This window comes from Colwellia sp. PAMC 21821 (genome assembly GCF_002077175.1).
GTDB lineage: Bacteria > Pseudomonadota > Gammaproteobacteria > Enterobacterales > Alteromonadaceae > Cognaticolwellia.
Genome location: NZ_CP014943.1, coordinates 3,033,705 through 3,049,298 on the forward strand (window position 1 = coordinate 3,033,705; position 15,594 = coordinate 3,049,298).

Here is a 15,594-nt window from a genome sequence, read left to right on the forward strand (position 1 = left end):
TTGTCTTTTGTAAAATCATAAAAAAATTAGAGGGAAATTTTAACCATAATTAACTAAACTTCCTGATAGTTTAGCTGAGTTACGATCATTGGAAGACTTGGACTTGAGTTATAATCGATTAATCAACATCCCTGATAAATTGTGTGATTTGAAATTTAAATATCTAAAGTTAGATGATAATCCATTGGTTAAACTATCTAATAGCTTGAGTGGTTGATAAGTGTTAAAAGGATCACGTTATAAGAAATCTATTAACCTTAAGAAAGTGAACATGCTACAGTCAATGCATATACAATAATGTAAAATCAATTAGAAGAACACCTCTGATGGTGGCTTTGTTCACAATCATGCTGAGCGACCTAATGGCAAAAATCTGTCATAAAAATCCAGTATCCTCATCTGTGGAGAACGTCCGCTTTCGTATATTTGATGACATTATTGGGCCATTGACGAGTTACAAAAATAATCTCAGGTGTAACTCAAATGTTAAGTTTTCTCATGCTGTGACGCATTTCTCATTATTTATGACGCACTACAAACGCCCGCTTAAGCGGAAAAATATAGCGGGCTAAAATGTTGAACGAAGTGAAAACAGCCAGCTGTATTTTTCCGTTTGAAGCGCTTGTTATGTTTACTAATCACCATCTACAGTTTCAGCATCCGACCATATAGTTCCATGCTCATCTATAAATGCTTGCTCCGAAGAAGATAAAATTATTAATATAGAATTAAATTCAGCAGGATTTACAAAATCAAGCTCTGTTGTTTCAGCATTTGAGAGCTGAAGGTGGATTTTACCGCCACGAGTGGTGGTATTCCATCCTGAACGAAATTTCACTATTTTGTTCATATTAAATCCTTATAGTTAAATAGAAATATTTTAAATGGCGCTCGAAAGCTAGTTCTGTTTAATTTATCGTCACTTGGTATGATTTACCTATACAGCTATCTGTGACAGGCAGGCTTTCATTACCAACAAACTGCATAGCAACAATTCGTTGCGATGATAAAGTTCCACCTTCAACTATACAAAGCCCATTGTCACAATCATCCCAGTAGAATGGGTATTTGGCTGGATGTTTTGCTGTTCTAGATTTTATATCATATTCAGCATTCATTAATGATGACGCTTCATAATTGAAAAGTAAAAAACCTTTGGTTTTATTTTCAGGGAAACTAATATTCAACTCCGCACAAACACCATCACCACCATTGTATATAACTAGCCTGCTCGTTTCGGTCTCTATTTCTTTTACTAATAAATCTAGAGCTGCTTCTTTTGGAGTCGAGTATAACGCGTAGACTGAAAAAGCTAATGCAGCCAAAACACCAATAGTGGAAAATATGGCACCAAGAGAGTAATTCATCTTTATAATTTTTTAAAACATTCACCAAAACCTTCTTGTAAACATAACGAGGCTGTAGAATTTCTCTTTTAGAAAAAACAGCCTCAAAATTTATTAAAAATTAAGCCTCAAATTGCGTTGCTACGTGAATTCTGAGGCAATATTCCACTAGAAAGTGAACTTTAAAGGCTGTATGAACACAAAAATCATACGTCATTTTTTACTTTGGAGTAACTCTACAACCTCAACGCTTCACTAAGATGCAAATAACAGTTGGTTAAAATAGGCGACGAAGGAGCAAAAGCCAACTATTTTGTTATTTTAGCGATCTGTTAGGCATCAATCTTGACGAAAAGTTTTGAATATCTTCAATAGTAAGTTCGTTACTCGAATTCTCTATCTGTGTAATCAAAAGGCTCAAATCTTCATCACTTAGGTTTTTTTTCGGTGGTTCTATTAACTTAGTTTCATATTCAGCGGGAATTTCATCTACCATCCATTTTTGTACTGAATTATTTTGACTCTCGCTGTTGTCGAAAACATGTTTAGATCTAACTACTTGCTTTTCTTTAGTTAAAACTAGTTTTTTATGGGGCCACCTTGGACCCGCGTGATAAACAACAGCGTACATTACTTTTGCTTTAACACTATTTACTCCAGAGGCCCGCATTGCATAATAGAATGCTAAATGCACCGACTCCCAAGTTCTTATTTTATCTTCACATGCAATATCATGAATAACAGAAGCATTTCTATATTTTCCAGAAAAAGGTGAACCAATAAACGACCAAACCAACTTAGGTATTGATGCGCCATCTATATCCCTATTTTTCGGAGCTAACCAAATCATTCCGTTTGGGTCAGTAAAACTAAAGTCTGAAAGTAATTTCATTTTCCGATTTGTATCAAGCCATTCAGTTTTAACTTTTCCTTTATATTCACCGAAATATTCAGTCGCGGCAAACACAGGTGTATTTATCAATACCAAAACTATTAAATAAATATAAGATCTCATTAGATACTCCTTGCTGTTAATCTCATAGCCAAAGCTCTTAATTCGTCATTATGGGAATATATATCATCGGTAATAAATAAAACCACAAGAACTTAGAATGAAAATGCTAAGCCAACACCAACGTTTGTAACGGAACGCGTGTAATTCGATAAATTCTCAAAAGGACCGAAGTGAGCTTTTATAAAAATAGGTAAATCTATTCGTTCAGATTTAAGGGGTAAAAGAAGGGATACATCAAGCGAGTCTGCATCAGTGAACTCTTTACCAAACCTGTAAAGTCCAGATAATTTCGCATCTTTAAATAACCAAAAGCTCATATCTAATGGGTAATTTAAACTAATATTGATTAGGTCATAATCTTCAAACTTAATACCTTTGTTAGCTAGAGGCCCCCAATTCACATCGGAATCTTGATGCCAATAATATTTCGCACTTATTTGCCAGCTAATATTACTAATGTTGTTGTTTTTTCCTATACTAAAATTTATATAGTTTGCACCGCGGCTTAATCCATCAAAATACTCATAGTCGTTAGTCTCATATGCCTCTTGTGTCCTCAGCTTACCATCTCTATTTCTCCAATGGTTTTCTATTGTTTGTCCATCTGAACGATGCTCTACACCTATATCAACATAGTTAAAGAGAATATCTTCTTTAGGAAGTAGCCACTGAAAATGTATGGCAGGATTACTTATTCTATTAACAACAGGCCCTGAATGCCTAGTGCCCATATAAAAATCAAATTGTCCTGTATATGAAAGATATGAAGCGAAGTTGACTTTGTTATCAGGTAAACATGTATCAAAAGACAGGTTTGTTTCTGTCTTACCTTCATTACCTCGCCTACAATCAAACCATGTATAGGAAAAAGAATAGTTTCCTTCAAGTGCGTCGTTGTCATCTTGCTTGCTATTGAATTGCCAAGTCGCACTGTTTAAGCCGTAAGAATTGAAACGCTGCTCTTTAGCATTATCACTAATGCTAACCGAGTAAGGTAAAGATTTTGAAAAGGAATCAGGTTGAGCTAAAACATTAATGCTGTTTAATAATGTCAGCAGTATTAAAAATCTAGAGTTAATTATCATCATGCTTACCTTCCTTAAAGTTAATTTTTTCTTTAAAGCTATACTTTCTAATTAATTCGTTAAATTTTGGAGTGTTTATCTGATTAGCATTAGTCATTTGCATTAGTTTAATCTGCATTTCTACTTGTTCCGTAGAGGGGGATTCTGTCCTTATCCAACTAAATATTTCCCGAATTTCATTATCTTCTAAAATTCTGGGGGCATATTGATAGCCTGATAACTCTTTCGAAAATTCGAAGCTCTTCAACCTATTTGATGCCTCATCATGCATCGATGGAGAATCTAATAGATGGCTATATTTTTTATCAAAGTAATCACTTGAGTTCTCAGAATCCCATTTACAGGAATTCGTTCCTAATATTACTACCGAGATTATATTTATAGCTTCTTTGGTAACTCTAGATGCTGACAGCGCATCTAAAAACATATTATGAACATCTTGGTAGGGAGCAGTTTGGGCTTTACAATAATAATCGTGAATTACGGATGCTTTACGATATTTTCCAATATAAGGGGAGCCAGTATCACTCCAAAATCTTTTTGGAATCGAAGCGCCATCAATCAGCGAACCTGAAGGTGCTTCCCAAAGATAATTAAACTGGTCTACATAAGCAAAGTCATCTAACAAATACATTTGAACATCATCTATTGCCCATTCAGTTTTAACGCTATTGATGAATTTTTGTGGCTTATTAGATGTTATATATATAGGTGATCGCTTTGGGATATCTCTCCCTATATTTGGCTCCTTAACAAGTTGTGAATCGTTAATAAAAAAAAAGTTTACCAACAAGCTTGTGGCGAATAGTAAGAGTAGTACTCCTATTAGTAAAAGGAGTACTTTTTGAGATGTAGATTTATTTATTAAATTCATTTATTAAAACTTGGAAGAAACAATAAGCATCCAACCTTTTTCGTCAACGCTTCTTAATGCTTTTGATGGGTCGGTATAAGAGGTTATATCACCATCTTTCAAGCTATCTCTTGTTACTTGAAAGTCAGTATCAATGAAATAGCCAAGACCTATAGAAATACCACTTGAATTATCCTTATTTTTAACTGCTACCATCCAGCCAAAGCTTATTATTGAGAGAGGATCATTTTCCTTTTTATACACATTGGTAGCTATAAAAGGACCATGCCCCCACTGCCTTTTTAATAAATGATCTCCCCGCTCAAACAAGTAATGGGTTTCTAGCATTATGGCAATATTAGAGTCAACTTCCTTGTCGATATAAAATGTATTAACTTGATTATCAGCTTCGTCTGTAGTTTCAATCCTGACGTCACTTATATATGTTTCATTGTAATTGAGTAACGCTATACCGGGTGCCCAGTTAAAACCATAAAACTTATTTGTGTCGTCTTGTTCCTTGGCTTCCACAGCTTTGGCTTCAGCAACCACTTTTTTGTTTCCATCGTTTAATGTCTCTATTGCAGCTACTTTAGCTTTAGCATCAGCGATTTGTTGGTCCGTTGCACTACCTGTTTTCAATAGGTTTTCAAGCTCTTCTTTGTATTTAGAAAGTAATAATTCATTTTGTATAAGTACAAGTTCTGGGAAGCGCTTTTGGTCTACTTTTCGTAGTCTATTCTCATCGAGGACACACTCTTTAAGTGAACCAAAACTTTTATATTGAGGATCATTATTTTTGGCTTTAGTATATAGCCCATCATAATGTTGGCTTAAAAGTAGAGGGTGGCAAATAGCTGAAGATATCTTTATTGCCGCTTTTTGAGATATTGAATATACATCAATATCATCGCTGGCAATGGATAGTGTCGAATAAACAAGTGGAATGGCTAGAAGTAAATTTTTCATGATAGTCCCTTAACTATTTTGTTACTTAAGAAGGACTAACTACTTATAAATCAGTTTCATTCCCTAAACTGCATAGAAAAAACCTTTCATCCTTGTTTAAAATAAATATAGCGCAAAACACGAACAACGCAAAGTTATGATACTTAAATCGCAGTTAACCACTTTCTGCACGTTTTGGACGGCTTTCGTAAGGTAGGATTTTGCTTCTTAGACAACAATGGCGGCTGAGCCGAAACCTAAGCGATTTGATAAATAAGTTGTAACCTCTGCTCTCCAATAGAAACGACTATTTATTACTGAAAATTGACCTAAATAATCAAGAGACATAGGGGGCATCACTACCTTGCATAATATTAATCTTATACTAAGATTATTTATTACTAATTAACTTTCAAGGATTGAATGTAATGTATCAAAAACTCCCACCTCCAGCACTCGTCACAACTTGGCTTGATATAATCAACAATAAAGATATGCCTATAGATATTATTAATAAGCGCACCAAGTTAATTAATTATTTTTTTGGCTCTGTTGAGTTTGCTAATAGGTATATTAAACAAAGTCAGTTTAACCACCAGAAGGCATCATAAGGTATTACATATATAACTTTATGCTTTAGATGCTGAGATAAAGATATGACCACTTAGTTACCATATCTTTATCAGGATGATATTTAATATCAAGTGAGTTGTAACTCTTAATATCTGGCTGAAGCTATGTATTAGCAGCCGAGTCTTTTTAGTATTTCTCTTGAGTCTGCAAAGCTAGGCATAGTATAAGAAGTTTTATTATTAATGTTCTTATTACTCGTTTGTTGTTCACAATAATTAGCTTTCCTTGGAAGATCTTGGTCAAAGAAAAAACTAGCCGCATTGCCGTTTAAGTCATAAACAACTTTAAAATATGCTGAGGGGATAGTATGTGTTTCGTCGGCTCCGGGTAATGGTTTTTCAGGCTCTAAATACAAAGTTCCGGTAATAACATATAGTGAGTTTCTGAAACTTACGGCTTTGCGCACAGCAACTTCTAATGCAACCCATGAGCCTTGATTTAAAGCTGACTTTTGAGGCGTTATGTTGGATAGGTAATTTAGCTCTGCCCAATTTTTATGTCCAGCAAAGCTAGCTAATGGCACTTGATGCCCCTTATCTGACTCTAATAACTTATAAATACCTAAAGTTTTTTAGGGTGGCAACGCTAGATGCAATTGGGTGGCACTGATGGTATATACTTTCCAGGAATAGTTAACTAAAGAGTAATTTTTAACTAGAAACCTTTAATTGTTTTATCTTCTTGGGCAGCAAAATAAACCTTAGAAAAAGATTTTCTATGCAAATAGCTCGGAGTTATATTAATTGTCTCCTTATAAAGCTGGCTATGTTTAACCTTAATTTCAAGTTCAATAATATTTTTAAAGTGGGCTATTTTGAGATCAGTAAAAGCTGTATTTAAAGTTAACTTTTCAACAATACCTGCAGAGATCGCTTTTATGGGGAGTTTTAGTAATTGTGTTTTGTATTTCCTTGAAGAAAATAATGAATTACAGCAAGCAATCATGTTTACTTCAAGTTTGATTGGACTATGTAACGTAGGATCGGAACTTGTTTGGTTCTTTTTTGACTCAACAGTGGAGTTGTATAATTCACTGATATTATATTTGAAATCAGACTTGTATACCTCAGATAGATAAGCTTTTAATTTTTGTCCTTGTTCTTTATCAACTTTAGTTCTGGTACCTTTCTTAGGAGTTATAAAACCTTCTTTAATGTACTTATCCATTGTGTCTTTAATAATTGGAAGGTTTGATATTTTAGATTGTAAAAACTCATCAAGTTGTGGCATGGATATATCATTACTAAAAGATTTAAAAGATTCATCATCGGATAGTTTATTAAAAATCATTTGAAATATATCGAAATAACTTTCCCTTTTAATCTTCTTCATTGTTATTGATTTAAGCATGCCTTGTGCTGACTGCTGACCAGCTTCAAAATATTGTTGAAATCCTAGCGCCATATTATAACTACCAATGTTTTGACCTAGTTCAAAAGCGACATTCAGTAAATCAGCTGTAGAAGCATCAATACCTTGTTCTGCTATGATTTTCTCAATATATTTTTTACCATGATATATCTCAGCTCGTTCCGTTTCAGCTAAGTCATAAATAGCTTTTTCGTCCAATGTTACAGGATGATTTTTACCTAGAATTTTTAGAGATTTATTGATGTTTACTAATTTGTTGTAAATATCACTCTTGCTTTTGTCTTTATTAATGATGTCATCAATGTTTTTTTTATCTGCGCTAAATTTTATAAAATCAGCATCGTTAGTAGAAATTGTTTTTTTCCAACTTTTTTCTAGCTTGTCAAAACATAACATATTATAAATCCATATAATTAATTTGAGACTTCTTAATGATAAATTCACTCCACCAATTCATGACTTCCCGTCTTGCTTCAAGGTAATCTGCTCGGTCATATGCCGCTTTAGATTTATCTTCTTCTTGATGAGCTAATGCAACTTCTACTAATTTAGGATCAAATTTTTTCGTATTATTAATAGTGCTACTAGCTAAAGCTCTTAATCCATGTGCTACTAGCCTCCCTTTAAAACCCATACGTTTGATTGCTGCATTTGCTGTTTGTTCATTTGTATGTTTTTTTGGGTCTCTATCTGCGGGGAATATATATTCACGGTGTCCACTAATAGGTTTCATCAACTTAAGTAAATGGTGGGTGTATGGTGTTAGAGGTATTTTATGTTCGCGTCTCATTTTCATTATTGATGCAGGTATTATCCAAGCATCTTTTACCAAATCAATATCTTCCCATTTTGCTCGAGCAGCTTCGTTAGGTCTAGTCATGGTATGAAGCTCCCACTCAATCAGGCATCTTGTTGTGAACTTGATGCTGGCGCGGGCGAGGGTACTTAAAAACTCAGGAAGCTCATCACTATGTATAGTTGGCATCGGTGTCTTTTTAGGTGATTCAAAAGCAGCGCGAATACCTGCTAGTGGATTATGGTGTACAACACCTGTATTAACTGCATAAACCATTATTTCATTTAAGCGTTGGCATAATCGCTTAACTGTTTCTAATGCACCCTTAGCTGCTATTGGTTGGATGGTTTCAATAACTACTTTTGCTTCTAATGAGTGAAGAGGTCTTGCTCCCAGCTCAGGAAAAATATGATTTACCAAAGATTGCCATATATCATCAGCATATTCGGATGATACTTTTGTTCTTTTTAGTATCATCCAATCAGCAGTTACCTTCTCTAATGTATTTATATTAGCTTGTGCTTGCTGGGAATATTGCTGCTCTTTAAACTCTTTTGGGTCTATATCTTTAGCTAATAGCTCCCTCGCTTCTTCTCGTTTTCTTCTTGCATCAGCTAGGCTTGTTGTAGGATATTGACCAAAACTTAAATTGGTTCTTTTTTTACTGAGGGGTTTGTAGTACTTAAAAAGCCAAGTTTTAGTACCTGAAGGTTTAATTGAGAGTAACAATCCATAACCATCAGATTTACTATATTCTTTATCTTTGGCTTTTAACTTACTTATTTGTGAGTCATTTAGCGGCATTACAGTCTTAGCCATTTTTTAGTACCTTAACCATTTCAGTATTATGTAGAGGTTATAGTCATATTTAGTACCACAAGTTTTTATGTTTTATCTTTGTGGTACCATCTATGGTACTAAATTAGTTGAATGTTAGTAAACATCTTTGAATGCTATAGATATAAAAAAACCCGCTATCTCAATGAAATAGCGGGTTAATAATTGTATTCGAATCTCTTCGAATATTGATTTGGTGGAGCGGGGGGAATCGAACCCCCGTCCGAAAAGCCTACATCCTCGGTACTACATGCTTAGTCGATTTTTTATTTAACCAATTGGACGCCAACCGACAGGCTTCGTCATGGTGAGCTTAATACTATTTCGCGGTTCAGCCTTAAGCGTGCTTCCCTCGCTATCCTATTTGGGGTGACCATCGATCCTCTAAACAATAGGAGAATTTTTGAGGCGATGGCTAGCCTAAGCGGCTAGTGCGAACGTTTCGTCGTTTGCAATTATAGTTTTGCGGCTTTTTACCAGGCAAACCGCCCCTGGGCATGCACCTTGGGTTTCATGAATCTCGTCGAATCCTAGATCCGCCCCAAAGCTTTACTCTTTTTCTATAAGCTATATTAGCCTATGTGGTGCATTGTACAATGCTTAGTTTAAATAGACAACGTGGTATTTTTTAACCAGTTACCTGTCTAAGTTTTTATTTTTCATTAAACGACCTTTATCAACCGCCCACTCGCGGTCTTTTATGTCAGCGCGTTTATCGTGATCTTTTTTACCTTTACCTAAATGAAACTCTAATTTAACCCAGCACGCTTTCCAATACATTGCGGTAGCAATTAAAGAATAGCCATCGCGCTCTACAGAAGCGGTGATTTTTTCTAACTCTCTGCGGTTTAATAGTAGTTTTCGGTCACGGTTAGGATCACATACTACGTGGCTAGAAGCGGCATTAAGCGGCATAATTTCAGCGCCGAGTAAATAGGCTTCACCCTCTTTAATGTGCACGTAGCAGTCAGATATATTTACTTTACCGCTGCGTATACTTTTAATTTCCCAGCCTTGTAAGCTCATGCCACCTTCAAACTTATCAGTTAAGGTGTAGTTATGACGCGCTTTTTTATTTAGAGCAATAGTATTGCTGCTTGATGATTTTTTTTTCTTTGCCATTATATTTCCATTCTGTTTACTACCAAAAATAGCAATCGCCAACATTATACGGAGAATCGTTGTTATTTAAATGGCTTATTTATCATTTTTCACTTTAATGCGTTTTTATAAGACATTTGTTATGATAGCGCCCTTGAGAATTGGAGGGCGAATGCCGAACATAAGCCGTAGTGCATTAGTGATGCACAGTGTAGATGATATGTATAATTTAATTAATGATGTGCTTGCTTACCCAAAGTTTCTACCTGATTGTAGCGATAGTAAAATAATTGCTCAAGATGAACAGGGTATGACAGCCGCGTTATTAGTCTCTAAAGGCGGCCTGAAAAAATGGTTTACAACGCAAAACGAGTTAATTAGTAATCAAGAAATTAAAATGAGCTTGGTTGATGGACCATTTAAGTACCTTGTTGGCGGCTGGCAATTAAAAGCATTATCAGATGATGCCTGTAAGATTGAGTTAACGTTAGATTATGAATTTTCTAATAAAATGTTTGATTTAGCCTTCGGTCGGGTATTTAATAATTTAGCTAATAATATGGTACAAGCCTTTACCCAACGAGCAAAAGAAGTTTACGGTTAGTGGTAGTAGCAACGCATTAAAAGAGTTTACAGAAACATGAGCGAACAGGTTATGAATGAAGAGAGTAGTGTGCAAGAGCAATTCGCCATTGAGGTGGTTTATGGCACACCCACGCGACAAGAAATTATTAGCTGTACTGTTGAGCCAAATACTACAATAGAGCAAGCTATTTTAGCTTCTGGCATTATTGATGAGTTTCCTGAAATAGATTTAACGGTTAATAATGTCGGCATATGGAATCGCGCGGCTAAATTAACTGATTTAGTAAAAGACTTAGATCGTATCGAAGTTTATCGCCCGTTGCTTGCCGACCCGAAAGAAGTACGCAAACGCCGAGCAGAAAAAGCCAAGGAAGAAGGCCGAGCTAATAAAATTACGGGTGGTCGGGTTGATCCTCGTCAAGGTAAAACAGGCGAAGCTTGATCTATTATTTCGCTTATATTTAAATAACTCAATACAACTCCACACTAGAAACAAAAAAGCATGCCGTATAGACATGCTTTATATTTCACAAAAACTAATGTTTAGCTTAACGTTTAGTTAGTATGTTAGTTAACCATAGGCACGTGATAGCTTTCTGGTAATTCAAAATCACCTTCGGCATTAACAACTTTGTTGTCATTAAACGTGATGGTAAATTGTTTTTTTGCGTCAAAATCTGTGCTTTTACCTGATTTAAAACGATAAACATAATGCCAAATATCTTTATTAAATGCATCTTCAACAACAGGGCTGCCTAATACAAACTTAACTTGTTCTTTTGTCATGCCAATTTGAAGTTTGTCGATATCTTTTTGCTCTAAATAGTTTCCTTGTGGAATATCTATACGATAAACCCAACTAGAACAGGCAGAAACAGACAAGGCGATTACAATAGCTAATACTCGAAACAACATGGTAATTATATTTATCCTTTATAGTTTGAACGGGGATAATAGCGAAGCGGGCTGACAGATACAAAATAATTTTTAGTTTATTTTACCCGCTTGCTGATGTTTGCTTTATCCAGCTAATAATTCTTGTGCGTTTGCCAGGCTATTTTCGGTAATTTTATCACCTGCTAATAAACGGGCAATTTCTTGGACGCGGCCATTGCTAGAAAGTTCCGTAACGGTTGTTTCTGTATGCTCACCATCGGTTAACTTAGCGACAAATAACTGTTGATGACCTTTACTCGCGACTTGTGGTAAATGCGTTACACAAATTACTTGGGTATTTTTCGCTAACTGTTTTAGTTTAGTACCTACCATTGCCGCCGTAGGCCCGCTGATGCCGACATCCACTTCATCGAATATAAGCGTAGGTGTAACAATTTTGTCAGCTAAAATAACTTGCATCGCTAAACTGATTCTTGACAATTCACCGCCAGAGGCGACTTTGTTCATGGCCTCAAGGGCTTGGCCAGGGTTTAAACTTGCTAAGTAACTCACGGTGTCGCTGCCGTTTACTGATAAGTGTTCATTTTTATCTTGGCAAATATCAATAAAAAATTTGCCATGCTGCATGTTAAGTTCGCCCATGCTTTTCGTGATCATTTTACTGAGTTTAGTTGCGGCTTTTTTTCTTGAATCAGACAAGGTTAATGCCGCGTGCTGATATTTTTGTTTTGCAGTTTCGATATCATCATTAATTTGCGTTAAGCGTGTTTCGTCAGAGCTAAATAGTTGTAACTCTTGTAATAACTGTTGATGAAAACTGGCTAACGCATCAGGCGAAATTTGATGCTTTTTAGCGAGTAACACAGCGGTTGAGTAACGTTCTTCTATTAATGTGTAGGCTTGTGGGTCTAGCTCTAAGCTTTCGTAATAATGCTTAAGTTCTTGGCTTGCGTCTTCTACTTGAATTAATGCTTCGGTAAGTTGCTCTGCAATAGCTTTTAATGCTGGGTCGTAATTACCTAAGGCGGCAATTTGCTCTGCACTGTGTTGTAAACTGTCGACGACATTAAATTGTTCACTTTCAGATAACAGCTGCACAGCAACTAAAGTTTCACTTAAAATGTGTTGACCGTTACTTTGGCGTTTGTAGTCAGTTTCTAGGGTTTCAAATTCGTCAATTTGTAATGAAAACTCGTCTAATTCATTAACTTGATACTGTAGTAGTTGCTGTTTAGATTCGCGTTGGAGTTTGCTTTCTTGTAATAGCTTTGCTTCTTGGGTTAGTTCGCGCCATTGATGATAATAATATTTCACCTCATCTAACAGGTGTTGGTGGCTGGCATAAGCGTCGAGAATATTGCGTTGTTCGGTGGCTTTAACAATTAGCTGATGGTCGTGTTGACCGTGAATGTTGATCAGTAATTGGCCTATTTCTTTAAGTTGCGCTAATGGAACTTGGCTACCATTAATATAAGCTTTCGATCGGCCTTCAGCAGAAATTACCCGGCGAAGAATACATTCGTTATCGAGCAACATGTCATTCTTTTTTAACCAGTTTTTAGCGTGTTTATTCTTAGTTGTATCAAAGGTAGCCGCTAATTCAGCTTTAGCGCAGTTAGGTCGTACTACATTAGTTACCGCTCGATCACCTAGGCAAAGTCCTAGGGCGTCGATAGCAATAGATTTACCTGCACCAGTCTCGCCGGTAATGGTGGTCATGCCTTGCTGCCAATCAATGTCGAGTGAACGCACGATGGCAAAATTTTGAATGTTGAGATGCAATAACATAGTCAGTCCTAGTACCGTTATATAAATGCTCAACCCATGATGAGCGTAAAATAACGACCTTTGATTACAAAAAAACCAGATACTGTTAATTTATACAGTATCTGGTTTTTATTCAAGCTATGTTTGAAATTTTATTTATATTTGGCCATTTTATCGGCCACTGTTTTACGTAAAGTTAGTAGAGTTTATTACCCCAACTTAATTTATTTCTTAGGACATTAAAGTAGTTATGATCAAGTGGGTGTATTAAGCGCAAGGTAAATTCACTTTTTTTAATGATAACTTCATCACCCGGCATAACGGCTAAAATTACATGGCCGTCGCAGCTAACTTGCAAGTTCTCATAGTTTTCATTCGCTAATTTCAGTTTGATTTCACTGTTACCGTCAACCACAATTGGCCGACTAGACAGAGTATGAGGAAACATAGGCACCAGTGAAAGCGCGTTTAAATTAGGCGTTAATATTGGGCCGCCCGCTGACATGGAGTAAGCCGTTGAACCTGTAGGGGTTGACACAATTAGCCCGTCAGAACGTTGGCTGAACATAAAACTGCCATCAATATAAACTTCAAACTCGATCATGTTGGCAACTTTACCCGCATGCAGTACAGCTTCATTAACCGCACTGTTAGAGCTTTTAAGTTTACCGTGGCGATAAACTTCGGCTTCAATAATAAAGCGTTGCTCAGAACGTGACTCGCCTTTTAAAATAGCTTCTAGTGGGGCAATTAAATCGTCAGGAGATAAGTCAGTAAGAAAGCCTAAGTTACCGCGGTTAACACCGATTACGCCAATGTTATAGCAAGCTAAAACTCTTGCGGCGCCAAGCATATAACCGTCACCACCAATAACAATAGCGAGATCAGCTTGATCGCCAATATTGGTTAGTGAAGCCATGTTTACATTGTCAATATTAACGGTTTGCGCGACAGAGTTTTCTATCAGCACTTTATAACCTTGCTGTGACAAATATTGGTGTAATGCTTCTATAGTGGAACTGGCACCTTCATGATGAGGTTTGCCAATTAAGCCAATGGTGTTGTATAAATTACTCATACGGTGCTTATAAATATGTAATATAATTAAGGACTATAAGCAGTTTCGCGCTATTTTACTCGCTTGTAAAGTTGACTTTTTTTTAAATGATTTACTTTTGTGCTTGAATCATAAAAACAAGCCCCCATAATTAGCGTTATTGGTTTTACCTATTTTGAATTTTTAGACCTACTTTGGAGTTTTTCATGGCCAACGAGTCAACAGAGAATAAAAGTGCTGAAGAAATTGCAGCAGACGCATTAGCCGCTGAAATTATTGAGCATGCAGAAGAGCAAGTTGAAGTTCAACTTGATGCTGCCGCTGAAAATATCAGTGCTGAACAAGAAAAAATAAACGCGCTTGAATTAGCCTTAGCTACCGCTAAAGCTACGGTTGCTGATCAAAAAGATTCAGTAATTCGTGCAAAGGCAGAAGTAGACAATGTTCGCCGACGTGCAGCACAAGATGTTGAAAAAGCACGTAAGTTTGCTTTAGAAAAGTTTGCTGCTGAAATGTTAACTACGGTTGATAACCTAGAGCGCGCGTTGCAAAGTATCGATAAAGATGACGAGCGTAATACCGCTATCATTGAAGGTATTGAGTTAACACATCAGGGTTTACTTAGCTCATTAGAGAAGTTTTCGATTCAATCGATTGATCCTCAAGATCAACCATTTAATCCTGAATTACATCAAGCAATGTCAATGCAAGAAGTTGAAGGTGTTGCACCTAATACTGTTATTGCCGTAATGCAAAAAGGTTATGAGCTAAATGGTCGTTTAATTCGACCTGCTATGGTTATGGTGTCAAAAGCTAAACCAAGTGTTGATACTACTGCATAATTTTATTATCCGGTAGTTTGCCATAAGAAAAACCAGACAAGTGTCTGGTTTTTTTATGTGCAAAATTTGTTATCTACCAATGTGCCCAAACAGTTATAAAACAGAGCTCACTAATGTAAATAAGAGAAAAGAAACCCCCGACCTTACTTTTATAGCCTTCACTTCTCGATTCAGGACAAAGCATCCTCGGTGCCTCGGTGGTGAATATCTTTTGTTGTGTTCTTTTGGCTTTTGCGCTTTTACCACTGAGTTCTTTTTAGTAAGAGACTAAGGGCTTCTACCACCGAGGCACCGAGGCGCTGCGCGCTACACCGAGGAGAGATTAGTGATAAGACAGTGAATATGGGTAAGATCTTACTTTCATGTTTTTTGCTCTTCTCGGTGTAGGACGAAGTCCCTCTGTGCCTCGGTGGTGAAATATCTTTTGTTGTGTTCTTTTGGCTTTTGCGCTTTTACCACTG

General features: G+C 36.3%; 17 protein-coding genes and 1 other RNA gene. 4 read left to right on the plus strand and 14 right to left on the minus strand.

Features of this window, described 5'->3' with window-relative positions; all coding sequences use genetic code 11:
- The first annotated feature begins 88 nt into the window (after positions 1-88).
- Positions 89-217 carry a hypothetical protein gene (locus A3Q33_RS21060; protein WP_353615502.1) on the plus strand — a complete coding sequence of 43 codons (129 nt, stop codon included), beginning with the start codon at positions 89-91 and terminating at the stop codon, positions 215-217.
- Positions 218-634: 417 nt separating this feature from the next.
- On the opposite strand, the gene A3Q33_RS12940 is transcribed toward A3Q33_RS21060, so the two are convergent.
- The 11 genes from A3Q33_RS12940 to smpB all read right to left on the minus strand — a co-directional run bounded on the left by A3Q33_RS12940 (position 635) and on the right by smpB (position 10,006).
- On the minus strand, positions 635-850 hold the full coding sequence (locus tag A3Q33_RS12940; protein WP_081180315.1) for a hypothetical protein: 216 nt from the start codon (positions 848-850) through the stop codon (positions 635-637).
- Between the two features lie 58 nt (positions 851-908).
- Entirely contained in the window at positions 909-1,367 is a 459-nt protein-coding gene (locus A3Q33_RS12945) for a hypothetical protein (protein ID WP_081180316.1), read from the minus strand.
- Positions 1,368-1,662: 295 nt separating this feature from the next.
- Entirely contained in the window at positions 1,663-2,361 is a 699-nt protein-coding gene (locus tag A3Q33_RS12950; RefSeq protein ID WP_081180317.1) for a DUF1353 domain-containing protein, read from the minus strand.
- A 92-nt stretch (positions 2,362-2,453) separates the two neighbouring features.
- Positions 2,454-3,449, minus strand: coding sequence for a hypothetical protein (locus A3Q33_RS12955; RefSeq protein WP_081180318.1), 996 nt, complete (start codon positions 3,447-3,449; stop codon positions 2,454-2,456).
- Positions 3,436-4,320 (minus strand): DUF1353 domain-containing protein, encoded by an 885-nt coding sequence (locus A3Q33_RS12960; protein ID WP_081180319.1) that lies wholly within the window; start codon positions 4,318-4,320, stop codon positions 3,436-3,438. Before A3Q33_RS12960 ends, A3Q33_RS12955 begins: the two co-directional genes overlap by 14 nt.
- Positions 4,321-4,323: 3 nt before the next feature.
- Positions 4,324-5,268 (minus strand): hypothetical protein, encoded by a 945-nt coding sequence (locus tag A3Q33_RS12965; RefSeq protein WP_081180320.1) that lies wholly within the window; start codon positions 5,266-5,268, stop codon positions 4,324-4,326.
- Between the two features lie 721 nt (positions 5,269-5,989).
- The gene (locus tag A3Q33_RS12975) at positions 5,990-6,403 is read right to left on the minus strand and encodes a DNA/RNA non-specific endonuclease (RefSeq protein ID WP_231295668.1); all 414 of its coding nucleotides are present in this window, start codon (positions 6,401-6,403) and stop codon (positions 5,990-5,992) included.
- Positions 6,404-6,534: 131 nt separating this feature from the next.
- A complete protein-coding gene (locus A3Q33_RS12980; RefSeq protein ID WP_081180323.1) occupies positions 6,535-7,647 on the minus strand; it encodes a hypothetical protein in 1,113 nt (370 codons plus the stop codon).
- Between the two features lies 1 nt (position 7,648).
- Complete coding sequence (locus tag A3Q33_RS12985; protein WP_081180324.1) at positions 7,649-8,866, minus strand: integrase domain-containing protein; 1,218 nt, start codon at positions 8,864-8,866, stop codon at positions 7,649-7,651.
- Positions 8,867-9,078: 212 nt separating this feature from the next.
- Positions 9,079-9,427, minus strand: a transfer-messenger RNA (tmRNA) gene (ssrA, locus tag A3Q33_RS12990).
- 93 nt (positions 9,428-9,520) lie between these two features.
- The gene (smpB, locus tag A3Q33_RS12995) at positions 9,521-10,006 is read right to left on the minus strand and encodes an SsrA-binding protein SmpB (RefSeq protein WP_081152077.1); all 486 of its coding nucleotides are present in this window, start codon (positions 10,004-10,006) and stop codon (positions 9,521-9,523) included.
- 151 nt (positions 10,007-10,157) lie between these two features.
- Here smpB and A3Q33_RS13000 point away from each other — a divergent pair, with 151 nt between their 5' ends.
- Both A3Q33_RS13000 and A3Q33_RS13005 read left to right on the plus strand, forming a co-directional pair.
- On the plus strand, positions 10,158-10,589 hold the full coding sequence (locus A3Q33_RS13000) for an SRPBCC family protein (RefSeq protein WP_081180325.1): 432 nt from the start codon (positions 10,158-10,160) through the stop codon (positions 10,587-10,589).
- 36 nt (positions 10,590-10,625) lie between these two features.
- Positions 10,626-11,012, plus strand: a complete 387-nt coding sequence (locus tag A3Q33_RS13005; protein WP_081180326.1) for an RnfH family protein — start codon at positions 10,626-10,628, stop codon at positions 11,010-11,012.
- Between the two features lie 125 nt (positions 11,013-11,137).
- Here A3Q33_RS13005 and A3Q33_RS13010 read toward each other — a convergent pair whose 3' ends face one another.
- The 3 genes from A3Q33_RS13010 to nadK all read right to left on the minus strand — a co-directional run bounded on the left by A3Q33_RS13010 (position 11,138) and on the right by nadK (position 14,312).
- Positions 11,138-11,485, minus strand: coding sequence for an outer membrane protein assembly factor BamE (locus tag A3Q33_RS13010; protein WP_196797956.1), 348 nt, complete (start codon positions 11,483-11,485; stop codon positions 11,138-11,140).
- A gap of 105 nt (positions 11,486-11,590) precedes the next feature.
- On the minus strand, positions 11,591-13,255 hold the full coding sequence (recN, locus tag A3Q33_RS13015) for a DNA repair protein RecN (protein WP_081180328.1): 1,665 nt from the start codon (positions 13,253-13,255) through the stop codon (positions 11,591-11,593).
- A gap of 175 nt (positions 13,256-13,430) precedes the next feature.
- Positions 13,431-14,312, minus strand: a complete 882-nt coding sequence (nadK, locus tag A3Q33_RS13020; RefSeq protein WP_081180329.1) for an NAD(+) kinase — start codon at positions 14,310-14,312, stop codon at positions 13,431-13,433.
- A 185-nt stretch (positions 14,313-14,497) separates the two neighbouring features.
- On the opposite strand from nadK, the gene grpE reads away from it, so the two are divergent.
- Entirely contained in the window at positions 14,498-15,133 is a 636-nt protein-coding gene (gene grpE, locus A3Q33_RS13025; RefSeq protein ID WP_081180330.1) for a nucleotide exchange factor GrpE, read from the plus strand.
- Positions 15,134-15,594: the final 461 nt, after the last annotated feature.